The sequence below is a fragment of the Rheinheimera sp. MM224 genome, from assembly GCF_947090785.1.
Classification (GTDB): Bacteria; Pseudomonadota; Gammaproteobacteria; order Enterobacterales; family Alteromonadaceae; genus Pararheinheimera.
In genome coordinates this window covers 47,664-69,097 of the sequence record NZ_OX352320.1, presented here as the reverse complement: position 1 = coordinate 69,097, position 21,434 = coordinate 47,664, and the positions used below count along the sequence as shown (strand labels likewise).

17 protein-coding genes and 1 tRNA gene are annotated in these 21,434 nt (G+C 46.9%); 9 read left to right on the top strand and 9 right to left on the bottom strand.

Translation table 11 applies throughout. The annotated features are described in order from the left end of the window. The first annotated feature begins 128 nt into the window (after positions 1–128). The 3 genes from OM978_RS00315 to OM978_RS00305 all read left to right on the top strand — a co-directional run bounded on the left by OM978_RS00315 (position 129) and on the right by OM978_RS00305 (position 2,595). Positions 129–944, top strand: coding sequence for a copper resistance protein NlpE N-terminal domain-containing protein (locus tag OM978_RS00315; protein WP_264344529.1), 816 nt, complete (start codon positions 129–131; stop codon positions 942–944). A gap of 100 nt (positions 945–1,044) precedes the next feature. Continuing rightward, positions 1,045–2,217: an S-methyl-5-thioribose kinase gene (gene mtnK / locus OM978_RS00310; protein WP_264344528.1), complete on the top strand. Its 1,173-nt coding sequence runs from the start codon at positions 1,045–1,047 to the stop codon at positions 2,215–2,217. Positions 2,218–2,229: 12 nt separating this feature from the next. Next, the gene (locus tag OM978_RS00305; protein ID WP_264344527.1) at positions 2,230–2,595 is read left to right on the top strand and encodes a VOC family protein; all 366 of its coding nucleotides are present in this window, start codon (positions 2,230–2,232) and stop codon (positions 2,593–2,595) included. On the opposite strand, the gene OM978_RS00300 is transcribed toward OM978_RS00305, so the two are convergent. Then, a complete protein-coding gene (locus tag OM978_RS00300; RefSeq protein ID WP_264344525.1) occupies positions 2,592–4,706 on the bottom strand; it encodes a peptidase domain-containing ABC transporter in 2,115 nt (704 codons plus the stop codon). The two genes, OM978_RS00305 and OM978_RS00300, sit on opposite strands and share 4 nt — an antisense overlap. Positions 4,707–5,051: 345 nt before the next feature. Further along, the gene (locus tag OM978_RS00295; protein ID WP_264344523.1) at positions 5,052–6,311 is read right to left on the bottom strand and encodes an HlyD family secretion protein; all 1,260 of its coding nucleotides are present in this window, start codon (positions 6,309–6,311) and stop codon (positions 5,052–5,054) included. Positions 6,312–6,467: 156 nt separating this feature from the next. Between OM978_RS00295 and OM978_RS00290 the strand changes: the two genes are divergently transcribed. Together OM978_RS00290 and OM978_RS00285 are read left to right on the top strand one after the other, a co-directional pair. Next, the gene (locus OM978_RS00290) at positions 6,468–7,439 is read left to right on the top strand and encodes an exo-alpha-sialidase (protein WP_264344521.1); all 972 of its coding nucleotides are present in this window, start codon (positions 6,468–6,470) and stop codon (positions 7,437–7,439) included. Positions 7,440–7,678: 239 nt separating this feature from the next. Beyond that, positions 7,679–9,970, top strand: a complete 2,292-nt coding sequence (locus OM978_RS00285; protein ID WP_264344519.1) for a TonB-dependent receptor — start codon at positions 7,679–7,681, stop codon at positions 9,968–9,970. Positions 9,971–10,039: 69 nt separating this feature from the next. Here the strand turns inward: OM978_RS00285 and ppc are convergent, their stop codons facing one another. Continuing rightward, entirely contained in the window at positions 10,040–12,670 is a 2,631-nt protein-coding gene (ppc, locus tag OM978_RS00280) for a phosphoenolpyruvate carboxylase (RefSeq protein WP_264344517.1), read from the bottom strand. Positions 12,671–12,926: 256 nt separating this feature from the next. On the opposite strand from ppc, the gene OM978_RS00275 reads away from it, so the two are divergent. Next, positions 12,927–13,817 (top strand): alpha/beta fold hydrolase, encoded by an 891-nt coding sequence (locus tag OM978_RS00275; protein WP_264344515.1) that lies wholly within the window; start codon positions 12,927–12,929, stop codon positions 13,815–13,817. A 5-nt stretch (positions 13,818–13,822) separates the two neighbouring features. Next, the gene (locus OM978_RS00270; protein ID WP_264344514.1) at positions 13,823–14,959 is read left to right on the top strand and encodes an RNA polymerase sigma factor; all 1,137 of its coding nucleotides are present in this window, start codon (positions 13,823–13,825) and stop codon (positions 14,957–14,959) included. Here the strand turns inward: OM978_RS00270 and OM978_RS00265 are convergent, their stop codons facing one another. Next, positions 14,960–16,306: a cation:proton antiporter gene (locus OM978_RS00265; protein WP_264344513.1), complete on the bottom strand. Its 1,347-nt coding sequence runs from the start codon at positions 16,304–16,306 to the stop codon at positions 14,960–14,962. A 41-nt stretch (positions 16,307–16,347) separates the two neighbouring features. Further along, positions 16,348–17,109 (bottom strand): fumarylacetoacetate hydrolase family protein, encoded by a 762-nt coding sequence (locus tag OM978_RS00260; protein WP_264344512.1) that lies wholly within the window; start codon positions 17,107–17,109, stop codon positions 16,348–16,350. Positions 17,110–17,170: 61 nt separating this feature from the next. Here OM978_RS00260 and OM978_RS00255 point away from each other — a divergent pair. Then, a tRNA-Gly gene (locus tag OM978_RS00255) sits at positions 17,171–17,244 on the top strand. A 62-nt stretch (positions 17,245–17,306) separates the two neighbouring features. Here the strand turns inward: OM978_RS00255 and bfr (OM978_RS00250) are convergent. Then, positions 17,307–17,774, bottom strand: a complete 468-nt coding sequence (gene bfr, locus OM978_RS00250; protein WP_233009991.1) for a bacterioferritin — start codon at positions 17,772–17,774, stop codon at positions 17,307–17,309. 2 nt (positions 17,775–17,776) lie between these two features. After that, positions 17,777–18,253: a bacterioferritin gene (gene bfr, locus OM978_RS00245; protein WP_233009992.1), complete on the bottom strand. Its 477-nt coding sequence runs from the start codon at positions 18,251–18,253 to the stop codon at positions 17,777–17,779. 309 nt (positions 18,254–18,562) lie between these two features. Between bfr (OM978_RS00245) and OM978_RS00240 the strand changes: the two genes are divergently transcribed. Continuing rightward, entirely contained in the window at positions 18,563–19,258 is a 696-nt protein-coding gene (locus tag OM978_RS00240) for a VC0807 family protein (protein WP_264344511.1), read from the top strand. Between the two features lie 57 nt (positions 19,259–19,315). Here OM978_RS00240 and OM978_RS00235 read toward each other — a convergent pair whose 3' ends face one another. Together OM978_RS00235 and OM978_RS00230 are read right to left on the bottom strand one after the other, a co-directional pair. After that, entirely contained in the window at positions 19,316–20,488 is a 1,173-nt protein-coding gene (locus tag OM978_RS00235) for a cystathionine beta-lyase (protein ID WP_264344510.1), read from the bottom strand. A 51-nt stretch (positions 20,489–20,539) separates the two neighbouring features. Next, positions 20,540–21,310: an EAL domain-containing protein gene (locus OM978_RS00230; protein ID WP_264344509.1), complete on the bottom strand. Its 771-nt coding sequence runs from the start codon at positions 21,308–21,310 to the stop codon at positions 20,540–20,542. Between the last annotated feature and the right edge of the window lie 124 nt (positions 21,311–21,434).

Sequence of the window (21,434 nt, the reverse complement as noted above, 5' to 3'; positions counted from 1 at the left end):
TGACCAGCGGTTGTGAATACAGGTTGGTGTGGTGTTTTTTCCTGTCAATTCAGTTTTGGTAAAGCCCGCAGTCTTTACACTGCAACGAAGTAAAAATGCCCTGAATGACCGAAAGATGGAGATTATTTATGTCTAAACCACTGATCCTGAGCCTGACAGCATGGCTGGTATTAGCCGCCTGCGGACCTGCGCCAACAGAGCCTTCTGCTTCGATAAAGACGGCTGCACCAACTGAAACGGAAATGAAAGCTATTGCCAACAGTCACAATAGCGCCAATTCTCTGGATTGGGCTGGTGAGTATAAAGGAGTAGTGCCTTGCGCCGACTGCGAAGGTATTGAAACCTCGTTAACTCTGAATATGGACAATAGCTATCAGTTAAGTACCACTTATCTGGGCAAAGACGCCTCCCCTTTTAAGCAACAAGGTCGCTTCGAGTGGGATGCAAAGGGTTCAGTGATTCGCTTACTGGATCAGCAAGACGGGCCAGTATTGTACAAAGTCGTCGAGAATCAGTTGATTCAACTGGATATGGAAGGCCAGCTAATCACCGGGGATCTGGCAGAAAACTACAAGCTGAAGAAACAAGACTCTGTCGCAGAGCATAAACTAACGGGGGTGCGCTGGAAGCTTACTGAATTAATGGGGCAAGCTGTTCCGGCCACAGAGCCTGATATGACACCTTATCTTCAGTTTGGCGAGGACGGCAGAGTCAGCGGTTTTGCAGGCTGTAACCAGTTTACCGGTGCTTACGAGGCTGAAGGTTTACGCTTAAGCTTTAAACCTATGGCCACCACACAAAAAGCCTGTTTGAATGGTTCAGTGGAAGATCAGTTTATCGCTACTATTCAGGGAATAGACAACTACAGCCTGAATGAGTCAGGTTTGGCTTTTTATAAAGCCCGTACTGCCGCTTTGCTACGTTTTACTGCAGTACAACCTTAATGTCGGCACGAGCAGACTGACTGCTCAGCGTTAAAAGGCCATTGTGCAGACCAAAACGGTTTGCGATGATGGCCTTTTCTTTTTATGGACCTGCTACCTGATGCCTTACCAACGCTTAAGCCCAAAAGACGCCGCATTATTTGCCGACAAGCACAGCGATTTGTTTGGTGACCATAGCCAGTTAAGCGCCGAACAACTGGATACCAATGGCCTGAATCAGGTGTTCAGAGTAAAAAATAACAGAGGCACCAGCCTTATCGTCAAACAAGCTTTGCCTGAGCATTCTGGCTTGACCCAGTACTGGCCTGTTAGTCTACACAGAGCACAAATTGAAGCTGATGTATTAAAACATCAGGCAAAAATCTGCCCTGAGTATCTGGTGGAAGTGTTGTTCTATGACCAGGAAATCGCTGCTTTGTTACTCGAAGATTTATCTGATTGCTCTGTGCTGAGAAACGCATTTTCTGCTGGACAACAACCACAGAATATCGGCATTCATCTGGGCCGCTATCTGGCGAAAACCAGCTTTTACAGTAGCGATTTTGTCTTAACTGGCCCGGTTAAAAAAGCCAGGCAGCTGCAATTTAACAACCCTGAACTTTGCCTTGTGACTGAGGATTTGGTTTTTACCGACCCCTACTGCAATCATGAACGTAATAGCCTGAGTTTTGCACAGCAGCCACAGGTCCGGGATTTGTGGTTCAATGAAGAACTTCAGGCTGAAGTGGCTCAACTGAAAGCGGACTTTTTGGCGAAACCTCAGGCTTTGCTGCATGGTGATCTGCACTGCGGTAATATCTTAGTAAGCCATGAAGAATATAAAGTGATAGGTGCTGAATTTGGCTGTTATGGCCCTATAGCTTTTGATGCCGGTACTTTTATCGCCAGCCTTATTCTAAACTTAACGACTCAGAACCCGGCCAAAAATGCATCTGTGCGCCCATATTTATCCAACCAAATCGACTTATTCTGGCGCGAGTTTTCTACTCTGTTCAGTACCCTGATGCAAAAGGAAACCAGAGATCAGAGTTTTCAGAATTCGCTTTATCAGCAGAGGTTTTTACAACAGTTATGGCAGGACACTTTAGGTTATGCCGGCTGTGAGCTGATCCGTCGTACTGTTGGTTGGGCACCAGCAGAGGAGCTACAAAAACTGACTGATGCAGGCTTTAAGCTTCAGGCCCAGAGCCACTTACTGACGTTGGGGCAAGATTTAATTATGCAACGTCAACAGATAACACCTGCACACTTATTGGCGAAACTTGCACAATAACAGGAGCGTTTTATGGAAAAAGTAACAGGTATAGGTGGTGTCTTTATTCGTGCTAAAGACCCTCAAGCTCTGGCATTGTGGTATCAGCAGCATTTAGGTATTCCACTTGAGCCTGATGCGCCTTATGGCAGCTTTATAGCCAAAACCGGGGATGAAACTGTCTGGTCCACTTTTGCCGCCGACACAACTTATTTTGGTACTCAGAGCCAACAAAACATGGTGAATTACAGAGTGACAGACTTAGATGCCATGTTAAAGCAACTGAAAGCAGCCAATGTCTGGGTCGATGATCAGGTTGAAGATGGCGACTACGGTAAATTTGGCTGGGCCAAGGACCCTGAAGGTAACAGATTTGAGCTCTGGCAACCCAAAGCTTAAGGTGTCTGGACATGATGTAGTGATGTGGACGATCTATGCAATTGATGAAACTCGCCTGTGATATCAGTCAGTTGACCTTGCTGCAATAATAAAATCCGGTCAGCACTTAAAATAGTATCAGGCCTGTGTGCGACAATAATACGCGCCACCTGCAATTGCCGGATTGCCTGATTGACTCTGGCTTCCAGCACCAGATCCAGATGACTGGTGGCTTCATCCAGCAGTAATACTCTGGGTTTGTGGTACAGGGCCCTGGCTATCAATAGACGTTGTTTTTGCCCGCCAGACAAAGCAGACCCCATATCGCCAATCAACGTATTGTAGCCCATAGGCATAGCCACTATATCCTGATGTATAGCGGCCAGTTCGGCACAATGCATCAGATGTTGTAAGTCAGGTTTAGGGCTGAAGAAGCTGATGTTGTCCAGTACTGAACCTGACAACAATTGATCATTCTGCATCACTGCGGCGACCTGACTACGGTAATGTTGCAAGCCAAAACTGGTTAGCTCCATACCATCCACCAATACTTTACCTTGCTGTGCATGGGCCAATCCCAGAATGATTTTTAATAAACTGGTTTTACCTATGCCAGACGGCCCTACGATAGCGACACTTTCGCCAGGTGACAGTTGAAAATTCAGCTGATGGAACAACCATGGATCCTGTTCGGCCTGACGAAAGTTCAGATCGCGTAATTCAATATGCCCCTGCAATTGCATATAGGGCTGACTCTCCCCCGATTTTTCAGTCTCCGTGAGCGCTATGTCTGCCAGACGTTGCAAGTGCAATTCAAGCATCCGGAATTCAACCCAGTGGTCAATAAAAGCCGCGGCTCTTTGCGTGAACTGAGCTTTATAACTGGCAAAGGCAAATAACATTCCCACACTAAAAGCATTGTCGATCACAGCCAAGGCGGCCAGATAAATCACCACTATATGTTCGATACCAAACAGCAATTGATGCACAGCCTGCAACGATAACTGCCAGCGTCCTAACCTGAAATGCTGGTCTACAGCGGTTGAGTATTGATTTTGCCACAGACTTAGCCTTTGGCTTTGTTTTGAAAACAACTGCAAACATTGAATGGCTCGGACACTCTCCATAAAACCAGATTGTTCTTTAGCCTGAGCCACTATGCTTTGTTCAGTGCATTGTTTTAGCTGTGCGTAAAACACAAACCTCACCAGTGCATAAAGCAACACAGCAATCAGTACGACGCAGGCTAGCACAGGGTGGTAGATAAAAAGCAGCACCAGCACTGTGCAAGCCATAAGCCCATCAATAAGAGCTTCTATCAAACTATTGGTCAGTAATTCACGTAGCTGTTGTAAGGAGCTAAAACGCGACACAATATCGCCCATATGACGCTTTTCAAAAAAACTCAGCGGCAAATGTAACAAATGCCGGAACAGATTCGTCGCCAATTGCAGGTTCAGAACCGACCCTAAATGCAACACCAGCCAGCTGCGCAGCACATTGGTCAGTATTTGCAACAGCAGTAATAATCCAAAACCCATTGCCAGAACATGCAATAAATCCAGATCTCTGCTTACCAGCACTTCATCTACAACAAGCTGCATGTAATAAGGTGCAACCAACAGAAAAAATTGCAGCACCAGCGACATCAATAAGATCCGCAGCAACGCAGGCCATAAACCTGAAGCACTGGACCAAAACTGCCACAAACTTAACTTTTGGCGTTGATCTTCTTTTCTAAACTCAGAGGTTGGATTCAATTCAAGCGCAATACCTGTGAAACACTGATCGATATCTGCAGAACTTAAATCCCGCCTGCCAAAAGCAGGATCCAGTATTTGAACTTTTTGGCCTTTGACTTTCACCAAGACCACAAAGTGGCTCATCTGCCAATGCAAAATACAAGGAAGCTTAAGTTGGGACAGTTCATCAGGTTCCAGCCGTAAAGCCCGGCCAGCCAAACCCAGCTGATCGGCCAACTGCATCAGATGCTGCAAAGTTGCACCTTTAAGTGATAGTGGATAACGCTGGCGCAAACTGGCCATATCGGTTTTATAACCGTAAGCACCGGCCACCATAGCAAGACAAGCCAGCCCACATTCAGCCGCTTCAGATTGATAGATAATTTGCATCTGAATGTCCTATAGCCCAAACAACAAACCCAACATACCTGCGACTATCATGCACTCTGCCATAGTCAAAAAAGCTGCAGATAAAGGGTCTGTATAAAAGCCGAGTTTAGTCAGGTCACTAAGGCCAGATATTTTCGTTTTAAAAAACTCATGATCTTTTGGAGCCAGCAGAAAGGTTAAGCCACTTCCACTACACAGCAGAAAGTCCCAGATATGCCCCTGTTCCATAGCTTTTAGCGCTGAGAAAAATAAAAAAAGCGCACCGCAATTTAAGGCCAGACTCATCAGCAGAAACTCATTTTTCCTGCGCCTATTAGTCATCTTCTCCTCCATACCGCCTCTGATTTAAATCTGAAAACGTCCTTTTAAACTGACCAATGGCTCCAGTACCCAACTCAAAACAGAACGTTGTTCCAGCACTATATCGGCGCTTAATAACATGCCAGCCTGCAATGGCATCTGTTCACCATAAGCTTCAATAAACTGCTGATCCAGCCGCACCTGCACCTGATAAACCGGCTCCCGGATTTGCACCGGACTATCAGGGTCTTGTGCCATCAATACTGCTTTTGAAAGCTGACTGACTTCTCCCTGATACAAGCCAAAACGCTGATAGGGGAAGGCATCAAATCGAAGCCAGGTGGTTTGGCCCGGTTGAATAAAGCCAAAAGCTCTTGTTGGTACTAATAATTGAGCATACAAAAAACCAGATTCAGGCAATAACTGCATCAATACCTGAGTACCTTGCAGCTGCTGGCCTTGGCTCACCACTAAATTAGTCACTCTGCCCGCAACAGGAGCTGTCAACAGTACTTCACCACGAGCAAGCAACTCGGTTTTCTGCTGCTCAAACTGCAACCGTTCAGCCTGCAATTGTTGGAGCTGGCGCTGCTGATCAAGAGGCAAAGCCTGAAGCTGATTTTCCCACTGAATTTGTTGCTGAAGAATGGATTGAGCCAGAGTTTGCACCTCAGCCAGCTGTTGCTGCAGCATCAGATGCTGGTCTTGTTGTTGTTCCAGTTGCTGTCTGGGTAAATGGCCTTTGAGCGCAAGTTCCTGCTGGGAAAGCAAACGTTCAGCCTGCAACTCTATGCGCTCGGAAAGTAATTGTTGCTGACGTTGATTGTCTGAAAGCTGCTGTTTAACGTTATTAATTTGAGCCCTGAGTTGCTGGCCTTGCTGCTCAAAACTCTGGATAAGCTCATGCTGCTTTTGCTTATTCAATACCAGCTGAAGGCCCACACTGCTTTGCAAATGAGCGGACAAACTATGCCCAGCAGCCAGATATTCATCACTACTTAATAAGGCCAGTTTCTGACCTGCCTGAACGGTAGCACCATCCTCAACATAAAGCTGTTTAAGCACAGCTGAACGTTGACTTTGGATACGAACAACACCAGCGGAAGGCTTCAGATAACCTTGCACCGTCTCTTTACGGGAAAAATTCGCCTGATGTAAAAGCAGTAGTAAACTGAAAACAATCAAGACTAAACAGAAGCACAATATAGAGCTGCTGACAGGCTGAACAATACTGACCTGACCTTCAAGACGCTGCTGTTGTGCTTGCAAAGCTTTGGCTCGAAATAGACCCTGATCTGTCGCCATAGTGAAACTCCGTGCAGTTTTGTACACTGCAAAAAGATTTTCCACTTTGTGCCGACAGGCATAGACCCGACACTGTTGAGAAAACTATCTCTGGTAATGCAACCAAGTGTAGCTGAACCACAAAAACAAACAAATAATTAACAATAAAAACACAAAATGGTGTGGCTGAATGCGAAAAAAAATACCGGGCCGGCCGCTAAAACCATCGCTGAATTGCTTTGGGTGCAGCGGGCATGGAAAGCCGGAAAACATAATGCCTTTACAGACTTATGTTACTTCCGACAGCGTTATTATCTGGTATTTCGCGAGGCGTCCACTCACCACTCTAAAGATGGCATGCTGCGAATTATGAGTTCAGTACAAGGCAAAAAGTGGCGCACTGTGGCTGTACTGCGAAACCCAGCGGCAGATTTACGGGACGGTAAACTCAACGTCACTCCGGATGGCAAACTGCAGTTACTGGCCGCAGCGGCTTTTCATGATAAGGCAAAGCAGGCTTATCAATCTTACTTATGGCACTCGCCGGATGGCAAAAACTGGTCAGAACCACAAGCTGCTGGTGAAGCGGATTATTGGTTATGGCGTTTAAGCTGGTTGCGTGATCAGGCCTATGCTGTCGCCTATAAATGTGGTGCCGACCGACATATTCGCTTATACCAACAAAACGCTAAAGGCCAGTTTGATGTCCTGGCCCCTCGTATCTATGATGAGGGTTATGCCAATGAGGCCGCATTGTTGTTTGATAGTAACGACAAAGCTTGGTGTTTATTACGCAAAGATCCTGATCATGGCCAACTTGGTTATTCGCTCCCTCCTTATACGCACTGGCAGTGGCTGGATATAGGTTGTCGTATTGGCGGCCCTCAGGCCATTTTTACTGCTTCAGGGCAAATGCTGGCGGTAGTCCGTCTTTACGACGAAACCGTCAGAACCAGTCTGGTGACTCTGGACCAAAGTACGGGGAAACTGACAGAGTTACTGGCACTGCCATCTGGCGGTGACTGCAGTTATGCAGGTATGGTGCTGCATCAGAACAAATTAGTAGTCAGCTACTACTCCTCTCATCAAGGGCGTTGCTCAATTTATACAGCGCTTTTATCAGTCGAAGTTCAGGCTGCAACAAGTTAGCACCAGGTAAACCAGACTTTACTTAAGTAGATAATCTGCAAATTAACTTCAACAAGCTGATGATTATTAGCCGTTTTATCGACAAGATCGGCAAAAGTAGCAGTAAAATGCTATAGTAGCAGACAAGTTATCAGGGCAAACACTGTGGTCACTCCAGAGTTTGTAGGGTTCGCTTTGATAACCAATCTGCAGGACGCACCAGAAAATACATAACAGCCTAAAACTAAGGTAAAACATTGATGAAAACATGCAAAAAGTCTGTTCTGGCATTGAGTATTCAGGCCAGTCTGCTCGCTGCAGCCATGGGTCTTTCTCCTGCTTTATTAGCGCAGGAAAGTGACAAAGATCAGGCTGTTGAAGAGACAAAATTGGAACGCATTATGGTGACCGCACAGAAACGTGTGCAAAGCACCCAGGAAGTTCCTATCTCTATTGCAACTTTAAGCGGCGAAAAGTTTGACGCTTTGTTTGCAGGTGGCGAGGATATCCAGGCTTTATCTGGCAAGATCCCAGGTTTATACGCTGAATCATCAAACGGCCGTGCTGCACCACGTTTTTATATTCGTGGTTTGGGAAACACAGATTTTGACCTGGCCGCTTCTCAGCCAGTTTCTGTGATTATGGATGACGTGGTGATGGAAAACGTGATCCTCAAAAGCTTCCCGTTATTTGATATCGAGCAAGCTGAAGTGATCCGTGGCCCACAAGGCACCTTGTTTGGTCGTAATACCACAGCTGGTATTGTGAAATTCAATTCAGTGAAACCTACCCAGGACTTCGAAGCTTACACCAAAGCAACAGTAGGCAGCTACGGCACTATTAACGTAGAAGGTGCTGCAGGTGGTGGTTTAACTGACGAATTGTCTGCCCGTATTTCTCTGATGAATCAAAACCGTGATGACTATGTCAACAACGGTTTTACCGGTGAAAAAGATTTCACTGGTGGTCATGACGAAAAAGCAGGCCGTTTACAGTTTTTATATGACACAGATGCCTTTTCTGCGTTGCTGAATGTGCATGGTCGTAAGCTGGATGGCACATCCACTTTATTCAGAGCCAATATCCTGACTCCCGGTAGCAATGAGCTGAACGAAAATTATGATCGCGACACTGTCTATTACGACAAAGGCGATGGTAACTTCCAGAAATACGACAATTTCGGTGCTTCATTAACGCTGGAATTTGATATTGACGGTATGACCTTCACTTCTATCACAGCGCAGGAAAATGCCGACGGTAAAGGTAAAGGTGATATAGACGGTGGTCACCGCATCGACTCTAACTTTGACAACATACCTGAACAAATGGGCCCTGGTTTTATTCCTTTTGATGCTGTGACTGAAGATCAGTTGGATGATTTGGAACAGTTTACTCAGGAATTTCGTTTAGCCAGTGACACCACTGAAGCTTTAGATTGGCAGGTCGGAGCTTTCTACTTTGACTCTTCTTTTGGTGTGACCAGTATCGACGGTTTCTTTGGTGCTACTACGGTTTACCACGGTAACGAAAGCTGGGCTGTCTTTGGTCAATCCACCTACAACCTGACGGATCGCTGGGATATTACTGGTGGTATTCGTTACACCTACGACGAAAAGACCTTCTGGGTAGGCCAGCAAAACGTAGACGGCGTTGCTTTAGTTGTGCCTGATGCTAATGGCAATCCATCAGCCAGCATCCAGGTTTACGACCCAATCAAAGTAGATGACGGCCAGGTCAGCTGGGAATTAAGCAGTAACTATCGCCTGACAGACTCCACCAGCGTTTTTGGTCGTGTTGCCAGCGGTTTCCGCGCTCAGTCTATTCAGGGCCGTGACGTTGCTTTCGAAAAAGCGCCTTCAGTAGCAGACTCAGAAACTATTACTTCATTTGAAGTAGGTGCTAAGTCAGATTTACTGGACGATTCACTGCGTCTGAACGGTGCTCTGTTTTATTACACCATTGACGATATTCAGTTATCCGCTATTGGTGGTGAAACTCAGGGCAACCAGTTAATCAACGCTGACAAAGGTGTGGGTTATGGTTTCGAAGTGGACGCAGAATGGCGTGCAACCAAGAGCCTGGTAGTAGGTGGTGGCTTCAGCTACAACAACACTGAACTGAAGGATCAGAACTTACTGGTTGCTCCTTGCGGCTCAGGTGCCTGTACTCCAACAGATCAGTCTGGCGGCAACGGCTTAGTCTTTATTGACGGCAATCCATTCCCTCAAGCTCCTGAAACTATTTTAACGGTGAATGCCCGTTACGATATTCCGGTCAGCACAGGTGAGATTTATATTTATGGTGACGTAGCCCGTCAGGGTGAAACGAACCTGTTCCTATATGAATCTATGGAATACCGCACTAACGGCAACTTCGAAGCAGGCTTACGTATTGGTTATCTGAACTTTGATAACGACTACGAAGTGGCTTTATTTGGCCGTAATATCACCGACGAAGAAAACTTAAAAGGTGCTATCGACTTCAACAACCTGACAGGTTTTGTTAACGAACCTCGTATTATTGGTGTTGAGTTTAAAAAGAACTTTTTCTAAGTTTTAAAAGCGGAAATCATCTAGAAGTTATAAAGAGGGCGCACAACGTGTGCCCTCTTTTTTTCCAACTTAACCCGAGTTGCGCATACCTGCTGCAATACCGGCAATAGTCACCATCAAAGCACGTTTAATGCTGTCATTCACGGTTTCAGGCGCATGCCTTACCCGGTTTAACAATTCCACCTGCAAAATATGCAGCGGGTCGACATAGGTATTTCGCAGCATAATGGACTCGCGGATCCAGGCCTCATTCGCCATTAAAGTATCGCTTTGGATCAGCTTTAATAGCAAAGCCGTATCTGCGGCTAGCTGCTGACGCAATTGTGAACCTAAAGGCAACAAATGCTCCGGCACCAGTTTTTCATCGTAATAGGCGGCAATTTCTGCATCCGCTTTTAAGTACACCATTTCCAGCATCGACAAACGGGTGGCGAAAAATGGCCATTTAGCACGCATTTGCGCCAACAAATCTGTTTTACCTTGCTCGACGACAACGGCCAACGCACTACCTGCGCCTAACCAGGCCGGTAACATCAGGCGGTTTTGTGACCAGGCAAAAATCCATGGAATGGCACGTAAACTTTCAACACCGCCATTTGGATTACGTTTTGGCGGACGACTGCCCAGCGGTAACTGGCCCAACTCCAGCTCTGGCGTGGCAGCGCGGAAATAAGACACAAAATCAGGGTGATGCCGCACCACGGCACGGTAAGCTTCACAGGAGACTGTTGCCAGTTGCTGCATCAGCTCGCGCCAGCTTTGCTCTGGCACTGGCGGCGGTAACAACACCCCTTCCAGTACAGCACTGGCATACAAGGCCAAACTGCGCTGCGCTAAGCCATTTAAACCAAACTTAAAGCGGATCATCTCGCCTTGTTCAGTCACCCGTAAACCACCGGCCAGCGATCCAGGTGGCTGGGATAAAATAGCGGCGTGAGCCGGGCCGCCGCCACGACCTATAGTACCGCCACGGCCGTGGAATAAGGTCAGTTGCACTTTAGCCTGCTGACAAATAGCGACCAAAGCTTCCTGCGCACTGTACTGAGCCCAGGCCGCGGCAAAAGCACCAGCATCTTTGGCTGAGTCTGAGTAACCAATCATCACTTCCTGACGACCGTTGATATAACCTCTGTACCAGTCGATGGCCAGCAACTTGCTGATACACTCCGGCGCATTGGTTAAATCCGCCAGGGTTTCAAACAAAGGCGCTACCCGCATAGGGAAAGTAATACCAGCATCTTTCAGCAGTAATTGCACAGCCAGCACGTCTGAGGGTTTACCGGCCATAGAAATAACATAAGTAGATAAAGCTTCTGCGCCGTGGCGAGCCACTATGTCACAGGTATCCAGCACTTCTTTTACGTCAGGGCTTGGCGACCAGTTACGGGGGAATAAAGGTCTTTTGCTGCTCAGTTCGTTTAATAAGAAGGCCTGACGGGTTGATTCATCCCACTCAGCGTAATCACCTATCCCCAGATAACGGGTAAATTCACTGAATACGGCGGTATGGCGGCCGGATTCCTGCCGAACATCCAGCTTCAGTAAGGTTAAACCAAAGGCATAAGCGCGGCGAATGGTGTCTTTTAGTAAACCTTCAGCGACTACCTGCATTTTGCAGTCGAGCAGAGATTGATAACACAGCAGCAAAGGTTCCAGCAGTTGCTGGTTATGCCAAATCAAATCGTCTGGTCGTTGTAATCTGTCATGTTTTAAGGCTTCGGTCAGCCAGTCTCTGGTGTGCAGCAACTTATGGCGAAAATCATTCAGCAGCTTACGGTAAGGTTCTGATACGTCCCCCACTACAGCTCGTACCGCATCATTAACCTGATTCATCGATAGTTCGTTGGCCAGCACATCCAGGTCACGGCTGAATAAATCAGCGGCTTTCCAGCGACTTAGCAGCAGCACCTGACGGGTGACTTTGGCAGTAACAAAAGGGTTACCGTCCCTGTCACCACCCATCCAGGACGAAAAACGGATAGGAGCGGCTTCTAAAGCAAGACCATGACCCAACACAGGCAACAAGGCAGTATCTAATTCGCGGATAAACTCTGGGATAGCGTCCCACAGCGAGGTTTCAATCACAGCAAAACCAGACTTGGCTTCATCCACCGGTGTCGGGCGTTGTTCGCGGATTTCGTTGGTATGCCAGGCCTGAGTGATCAGCTGATATAAACGGTTTTCCACTTTTTTCTGCTGTACAGGCGCTAAATCCTGCTCCAGTTCTGCTAAGCAGGCTGCTATTTCGGTCAGCTTATGAATAAGAGTACGACGGGTGACTTCAGTCGGGTGCGCAGTCAGCACCAACTCTATGGATAAATCAGCAACAGCCTGTTCAATCCGGCTTTTGCTGATGTTTTTATCCTGCAGCAGTTGCAGTAGCTCGGCGACAGGTTCTGGTTTTTCAATAGAAGCGCGACCCGCTTTACTGATGGTATGGTGTTGCTCAGCTAAGTTCGCCAAATTTAAAAACTGTGCAAAAGCGCGGGCTACCGGCAGAATTTCCTGATCCGTTAAACTGGCCAGCACTTGCTTCAGTTGTTGATCCTGCAGCTCTGTACCCTGCCTGGCTTCTTTGGCTAAAGCGCGAATTTGTTCAATACGTTCTAAAACCGCATCACCTAATTGATTGCGTATGGTGTCACCCAGCTGGGTACCCAATAATCCGACATTTGCCCTCAAGGCAGCATATTGCGACATAACCCACTCTCCTCGTTGCACTGCCTGCAGTTTTGTTCTGCGGTTTCTATCGTTGCTTATAGTTTTCTTACCCACCCTAACGGGTATTTGTTTAGTGCTCAAGCCTGATAGATTACAAAACGACCAACAAAATAGAAAGCCAGAAGTTTAGAAGTCTGAAATATTTATTCAGATAGCTGTCACATCCCCCACAGCTGCGGGTACTTAGCTTTAGTGCTGCAACCACTAGCAGCTTAATTAAACTTGCGGAGTGACTATGATGTTAAAAACAAAAAACCTTATTCTGCTGTGTTACACAGCTTTTATGCTGCTAAGTCAAAGCCTTAAAGCAGATGAAACCCAAGCACCAAGCTTTCAGGTGCAGGTAGAAGGCAAGGGCAAAGCCATTATTCTGATCCCGGGTCTGATGTCTGATCAACGGGTATGGCAGCAGCTGGCAACAGCGTTAAAACCAGACTACCAGCTACATTTAGTGAGTTTGGCGGGTTTTGCCGGAACTCCTGCTTTGACAACACCTTTAAAGCTAACACAAGTGACCAGTGAACTGGCCGCTTATATTCAGCACCAGCAGTTAAATCAGCCGATAGTCATTGGCCACAGCATGGGTGCGTTTTTGGCGTTTCAGCTTGCAAGCTCTTATCCAAAACTAACTGGCAAAGTGATAGCTGTGGATGGCTTGCCTTATCTGGCGCCGGTATTTAGCCGCGACAGCTCCACCACTGTGGCGCAAATGGCTCCACAAGCGAAAATGATGCAACAGTATTATCAACAAATGACATCAGCCCAACTGGCTGAGAGTGCAAAACAAGGTATGGCTATTCAGGTCAGCAGTGCCGAGCATGCCGCAATAGTCACAAAAATGGCAGCAGCGTCCGATCCGGCTACTGTTGGTGCTGTTATAGCTGAACTCTTAACCACAGACCTGCGAAGCGAAGTGCATAAAATTCAGCAACCTGTGCTGCTGTTAGGCGCTGGCGGAGCTTTACCTTCAGACAGCATGCGCCCTGCAGCTCAGGCTCTGTATCAACAACAAATTAACACTATTCCACAGGCGAAGCTGGACTTTAACTGGCAGGCACGGCATTTTATTATGTGGGACCAGCCTGACTGGCTGATGGCGCAAATCACTGATTTTATAAAGGAATAATTAAAATGTTAACTACTGTGGAACAGAGATTATTACCCGACGTGATGGCAGCCACAGCAGGTGATCGCAGCGCCTTTGAACGCCTGATCAGCCAGTGTCGCCATACAGTCACAGGCATAGCTTTGGCGATAGTCAAAGATCTGGACGCCAGCGAAGAAGTGGCACAAGAGGTGTTTATTTATATCTGGCAACAATTAGGCACGCTGCGTGAACCTGCCAGCTTTTTACCCTGGGTCCGGCAAATGACAAGGCATCGCAGTTACAACTACCTGCGGGACAACAAGGTAAAACAAAAAGTGTTGGGAGAAGAGGCAGAAAATTTGCTGGAAAACTTTGCCGACCCAGCAGCCTCGATGCAGGATTTATTGGAGCGGGAGCAGCAGCAAATTATTATGCAGGACTTTATTAGCCAATTGCCTGAAGACAGCCGGGAAATCGTTTTACTCTACTACCGTGAAGAGCAATCCAGTCAGCAAGTAGCTGATTTATTGGGTTTAAGTGATGCCAATGTACGGAAAAAGCTGTCGAGAGTGCGGGAACAGTTAAAAGACAGCTTATTAGCACGTTACGGCCAGTTAGTGTTAAGCACAGCACCGGGTTTAGGCTTTAGCGCTGTGGTAGCCGCAGCTTTGACCAGCGTTGCACCTCCTGTAGCTGCAGCAACTTCTGTCTCTGTTGCCGCACAACAAAGTGGCTGGCTGGCCAAAATTGCCGTATTACTGGGTGGCGCTATGATAGGTGCCCTGGTTGCGGTGGCTGGCGTCGTCTTAGGTATGCGAGCTGTAATGAACAAAACAGACAACGAAGATGAAAAAACAGCGTTAAAAGCCTTACGCAACAAAACTATCCTCTGGGTCTTGTTATCAGGCCTGTTATTAACAGCAGCCTACGAACTGACCAGTGGGGCCTGGGCGCCGATAGCAGCTTTTGTTCTGTTGATAGCAGGACTGATCCATAACCAGCTGCAGGTGCAGCAGATCATCAGCCCACGTCTGCAGCGGCAATACCCCAATGCCGCAGAGCTTGCCAGAGTGAAGCGAAAAAATACACTTTGGTGCTTGCTGGGAATGACCTTAGGTTACGGTACAGGCTTCTTTGGACTGATTTATGGTCTGATACAAAGTGGTCGCTGGCACTGGTGATCACCAGCGCCAGAATTTGAATCTTTTGGGTTCAGACTGTTCCAGCAGCACTGCATCTGCGGGTTCAGGCGCATGTAAAGATGACAGGTCAACAGCTACAGTGCCTTCGGCTTGCCATGGATGCTGTGGTTGCTGCTCTGCCACAGCAGCGGACGCCTGGGCCTCAGTTTCTCCGGCAAGACGAAAGGCATAAGAGGCTATAGGAGGTCCTATGGTTTCAAATACTGTGACAGCACCGAGCACTATGGCACTGATGACAGCAGCATGTTCTGGTACCAACTGGCTGGAGCTTTGCACCAACCCAATAGCAAGACCCGCCATCGGGATCAATAATAAACCGGAAGAGGCACCAGTCCGCACTGTTTGCCCCAACAACACTGAGCTGATACTGACGCCAAACCATTTGGCCGCACAGCGCACAGCAACCAGCACCATAATGACAGGGGCAAAAGCTACCAGTTCTGCAAAATGTAAGTTAGCGCCGGCAAACACAAATAAGACGATAAAAAACAGCTCAAAAGCGCTGCCAAATTCCAACGCAGACACCACTTCTTCACGTTCCATACTGCGTACTACTATACCGACAACCAAGGGCGCAAAAAGCGCCGATAGTTTTAATTGCTGCGCCAGCCCCAGACACAACATCAAAGCCCCGACCACTAACGCCAGTTTATACTGGGTAGCTGTTTGAGTTCTGCTGGTTAAGAAATGCAGACCATAGGCAATAGCACCGCCTAACAAGGCCGATCCCAACAATAAATACATAGGCTGCAACACGATTTGCTGCCAACCCGCATCCTGTTCGGCCAGCAAGACTGGCACAACAAAAGCAAAGGCCAGGAAAGACAGCAGGTTATTCAAAGCGACTAAGGACTTGGCAGTTTCAGTAACCGGACCTTTGGCTCCAACTTCATGTGCAACGTGCAATAACACAGCAGGGGAAGAAGACACCAAAATAGCTGCAATTAAAGCGGCCAAGGCTAATGGAATTTGAAACAACCACAACACAGTAAAAACGGCGCTGAAGGTTAAGGTACTTTCCACCAGCGCAATCACCAGTAAACGTGGTGACTGACGCAGAAAACGCAAATCGAGTGAAGAACCCAGCCGGTATAAAATCAGCGCCAGCGTGATATCTATTAATATGCGGGAGTCTTTAAGCACAGACTCGGTAAGTAAACCTAAGCCGCTGGGTCCGACTAAAAAACCCACCAGCATAAAACCGGTGATGCTGGGTAACCAGGAAATACGATGCGCCAGATAACCACCCAAACTGCCAATCAACAGCAGCAAACCAAAGGATGACAGCGGCGTAATGGTCAGTGGCCAGGCCGGTAAAAACTCCATCCAGATCTCTCCGTGGCAAAACAAAAAAACAAATCAGCCGATTAGCTTATCACAGCCTTATGACTACAGCGGGTGTTGATTTGGCCAAAAGGCCCAAACTGCAACTTCAGATCCGTATTAGCCGGTACCTGTAATACACCTGCGTAAGAGCCTGTGATCACCCATTCGCCTTGTTTTAAACCAATACCCTGACTGCTTAAATGGTTCACCAGCCAATACAAAGGCAATAACGGGTCCTGATTAGGATGTTTAGCGGCAAACTGATGTTGCTCACCAGAATGCTGCACCACCAGTTCAAACTCTTGCGGAAAACACTGGTCTGGTAACTGCGGACCAATATATAAGCCCTGATTAAATAACCCTGCCGCCAGTTGATCGAAAAATTCTGCACCAGCGTCTGCTTTGTAAGGTCGGATAATCAGCTCTAATGCCAAATGGGTCGCGGCTATTGCCGCTTTGATCTCTGCCTCACTATAAGGTTCAGTGCGGGCAGGTAAATCGGTCGCCAGCAAAAACGCCAGTTCAGGTTCAATGCTGTACTGCTCTGATTGTTGCTCAAACAGGCAAAGCTCGCCTTGTTGCAGATGAGCTATAGGTGCCAGCACCCATTTATCCGGGCCGGGCAGTCCGGCTTTCCAACCCACAACAGGCAAGTCTAATTCAATAAACAACCATTGTTGGATAGCAAAAGCTTCAGCCAGAGAAGTTGGACGCAATTCGGCCGGTAATAAAGGCGCGGCTTCTCCACGTTGCCGATAATCCGCCAGCCAGGCCGCAGAAAGTTGAATTTGTTCTGGAGTCACAACATAAGTCCTTCAAGCATTGATTGACAGTATCCACAGGGCTTTGTACTTTAAGCCGCATGCGGGTGTAGTTCAATGGCAGAATGAAAGCTTCCCAAGCTTTAGACACGGGTTCGATTCCCGCCACCCGCTCCAATTTCAAACGACTTTAAATAAAAAAGCACCCGAAGGTGCTTTTTTACTAACAGGCAACAGCCTTAGATTTGCGACTGAATATAGTTTGGCAAACCAATCAGTTTGATCAGGCGCAGCTGTTGTTCCAGCCAATGGGCGTGATCGTTTTCAGTATCGTCCAGCAAGGTCATCAGCAAATCGCGGGTGACGTAGTCCTGCACAGATTCACACAGAGCTATAGTTTTCTTCAGCAAAGCACCGACTGAATACTCCACGTTTAAATCGTTTTGCAACATGGACGGCACGTCAGTACCCACCTGCAACGGATCACGTTTGGATAAATCAGGTGTGCCTTCTAAAAATAAAATACGTTCAATCAAGGCTGCCGCATGAGCTTTTTCGTCGGTCACTTCGTGATCGATACGCTCAAACAACTTGCTTAAACCCCAGTCGTGATACATACGGGCATGGATAAAATACTGATCCATAGCACTGAGTTCATTCGACAGCAGCTCGTTTAACGCTGCTATAACCTGTGTATTGCCTTTCATTGTTAGTCTCCTGAACCCATTTGGCTTTGCAGGTAATTTTCCAGACCTACCAAAGTAATTTGTTGCTGCTGAGTATCAATCCAGTCCACATGCTCTTCTTCGTGTTCCAGAATTTCCTGCAACAATTCGCGGCTGACATAATCCTGATGCTGTTCGCATAATTTGATGGCATCACGTAATAACGGCAGTTGATCGTATTGGAAATCCATATCGCACTGCAGCATTTCTTCGGTGTCTTCACCAATACGTAATTTGCCTAAAGCTTGCAGGTTTGGCAGGCCTTCCAGGAATAAAATACGCTCAATCAGCTCATCAGCCTGCTTCATATCTTTGATCGATTTTTTATAGCAAACCGAATTTAACTGAGCCAAGCCCCAGTTTTTATAGATACGAGCATGTAAAAAATACTGGTTAATGGACGTTAACTCAGAGGTCAGCACCTCATTAAGTTTAGCGAGCACTAAAGGTTGGCCTTTCATAGCGAATACCTGCAAATTCAAAAACTGTGCTTATTGTAGTCAAAAAATCAACAAACTCAAGAAAAAACCAACAAAATCAATAAGATGGCATTGCGAATGGTTCGCTTTAGTGCCAGAGTTCTTGCTAAGTTTTTACAATAGTCCACAAATCAGTAGCTTAAAGCTTTTGCTACTGCGTGCAGCAGGTTTTGTGTTTCATCGAACGTCTTGTACTATTCGGCGTGATACTGCGTAATAGTGACCAAATCAGATATACTCGGGCCACAGTAAGCGGTTGTTAGAGTAAAACAGGCAGCAAGGCCAGAATTTATGAGTCAGACAGAAAAGAAAAAATCATCAGGGTTTTTAATTAACCTGGCATTTAACATCATTATCCCCACGCTGATTTTGAGCAAATTAAGTGAAGATCATCAGTTAGGACCGGTCTGGGCTTTAGTGGTCGCTTTAGCTTTTCCTTTGGGTTTTGGTTTGTGGGAATTGCAGCAAAGTAAAAAGGTGAATTTTTTATCCGTGCTGGGCGTGATCAGTGTGTTATTTACCGGAGGGATCAGCTTACTACAGCTCGACCCAGCCTATATCGCCATAAAAGAAGCTGCGGTTCCAGGCATTATTGCGCTGGTTGTTTTAATCAGCCAACGCAGCAAGTACCCGCTGGTGAAAAAAATCCTGTTGAACGACGAGCTGATGGATTTAACAAAACTGGAAGCCAGCTTAAAAGCTCACAACGCAGAACAATTATTTGCGGCCAAACTACAAAACTGTGCTTATCTGGTGGCGGGATCTTTTGTGGTGTCTTCCGTATTAAACTATGGCCTGGCGAAATACTTACTGGTCAGCCCCCCAGGTACCGCTGCATTTAACGAAGAGCTGGCACAGATGACAGCGCTAAGTTTCCCGGTAATTGCTTTACCTTGCACCATTATGCTGATGGTCGCCATTTGGTATCTGTTTAGCCAGATAGGCAAAGTGACAGGTGAAAGCATTGAATCTTTTTTACGCCAGTAACACCATTCAATAGCAGGCGCTGCAAAAACAGCGCCTTTTGTTTATCAAAGCACCAGGTTAAATAACGCTGTTAAAACGTTCAAAGGCCGCAGCTAAATCGGCGATTAAATCTTCTGTATCTTCCAGGCCAATATGTAGCCGGATCAAAGGTCCGCTGTAAGGCCAACTGCTGGCTGTCCTGAGCTTCTGAATGCTTAAGTTCGGAATAATCAGGCTTTCATAACCGCCCCAGGAAAAGCCCATTTTAAAATGTTCCATGCCTTCTATAAAAGCGGCCACAGCTTTCGCATCCCCTTGTTTTAATACAAAAGAAAACAAACCATTACTGCCACTAAAGTCACGTTGGAAAAGGTCATAACCGGGATTTTCAGGCAAAGCCGGATGGCGCACTGTTTCCACTTCGGGTCGTTGCTGTAACCACTTCGCCACTTTTAATGCATTCGCCTCATGCTGAGCTAAACGCACCTTCAAGGTCCGCAGACCCCGGCTGGCCAGATAGGCATCGTCCGCCGAAGCGCAATAGCCCATCAGATAGCTGTGTTCGCGTAGTTGTGGCCAGTGTTTTTCGTTCGCTGTCGCAATACCCAGCATGGCATCTGAGTGTCCCACTATGTATTTGGTCGCTGACTGAATACATATATCCACACCCAAAGCATAAGCATCCAGCAGCACAGGGGTGCCCCAGGTATTATCCAGCATCAGCACTATGTTATGTGCTTTTGCTACTGCGCTGATGGCTGGAATATCCTGCAGCTCCATCGTCAGAGAACCGGGAGATTCCAGAAAAATTACTTTGGTATTAGCTTTAATTAAGGCGCTGATACCTGCACCAATCAAAGGGTCGTAATAGCTGGTTTCTATGCCTAAACCTGCCAGCAACTTATCGCAGATAGCACGGGTTGGTTCGTAGGCGGTGTCGACCATTAAGAGATGATCACCCTGTTTTAAAAAACTCAACAAAGCGGCGTTAATAGCCGCAGCACCACAAGGGTATAAGGCACAGCCGGCGGAACCTTCCAAATCACAGATGGCATCCTGCAACGCAAAGTGGGTCGCAGTACCGCGACGGCCATAATAAGGCACTCTGTCACCACGATGAGCTGTCGCATGCTTTAGCTCGGCCATAGTATCAAAGACAATAGTGGAAGCACGCACCACAGGAGGGTTTACCGCAGAGCCTGTCCATTCTTTGCCACGACCAGCATGGATCAGTTGAGTTGCTTTTTTCATGAGAAACACCTTAGACATCCAGATGTCTGATAATCTACAGTTTTTTTCTGCTTAAAGCCAGCCGTTGATCTCGGAGTGAGCTAATAGCTTTTCTAATTGAGGCTTGGCAAAATAATACCCTTGATACCAGTTGATGCCTGAAGCCACCAGATAGTCCAGTTCAGCTTTGCTTTCCACGCCTTCAGCCAGCACTTTGGTGCCTAGTTCGCAACAAACAGTCAAAATGCCTTTCAGCACAGCCTGCTTGACTGTGTCCTGATCAATATCCCGTATTAATCCCATATCCAGTTTTAATACCGCAGGTCTCAACGAAGTTAACCAGCCTAAGCCAGCGTAACCCGAACCAAAATCGTCTATCGCTGTGATAAAACCACGTTTGGCATAACTTTCGAAAATGCGTTTGAGTTTGGCTTGATCTATTATTTGCTCACCTTCCGTCACTTCAAACATAATTTGGGTGATATCAAAGCCAAACAGATCACCAGCTTCAATAGTGGCGCGAATACAGGTTTCAGGGTTATAAACAGCGTTAGGTAAAAAGTTAATACTTAACAGTTTTTTCAAGCCCAGCTTGGAAGCCGTTTCTATGGCTTTGACCCGGCAGGCCTGATCAAAATAGTATTTATTGCTATCGTTGATTTGTTCAAACACCCAACCAGCGCCCTGCCCCTCAGGCCCACGTACCAAGGCTTCATAACCAATGATGTCTTGCACTGACCAGTCGATAATAGGCTGAAATGCCATACGAATTTCAAAACCAAGTGACTGACCACTTAAGCAATCCATACAGCTTTGTTGTTTAATTTGTTCAGGAAAATCCATAAAACTGACCCCATAATGAACTTTATGTACCACAGTAGATGACACTACAGATAAAACGCAAGTCAGCTGCGCTCATATCAAGCTGATACGTGACGATATCAGATTGGTCTTATCTGCCCTTTGC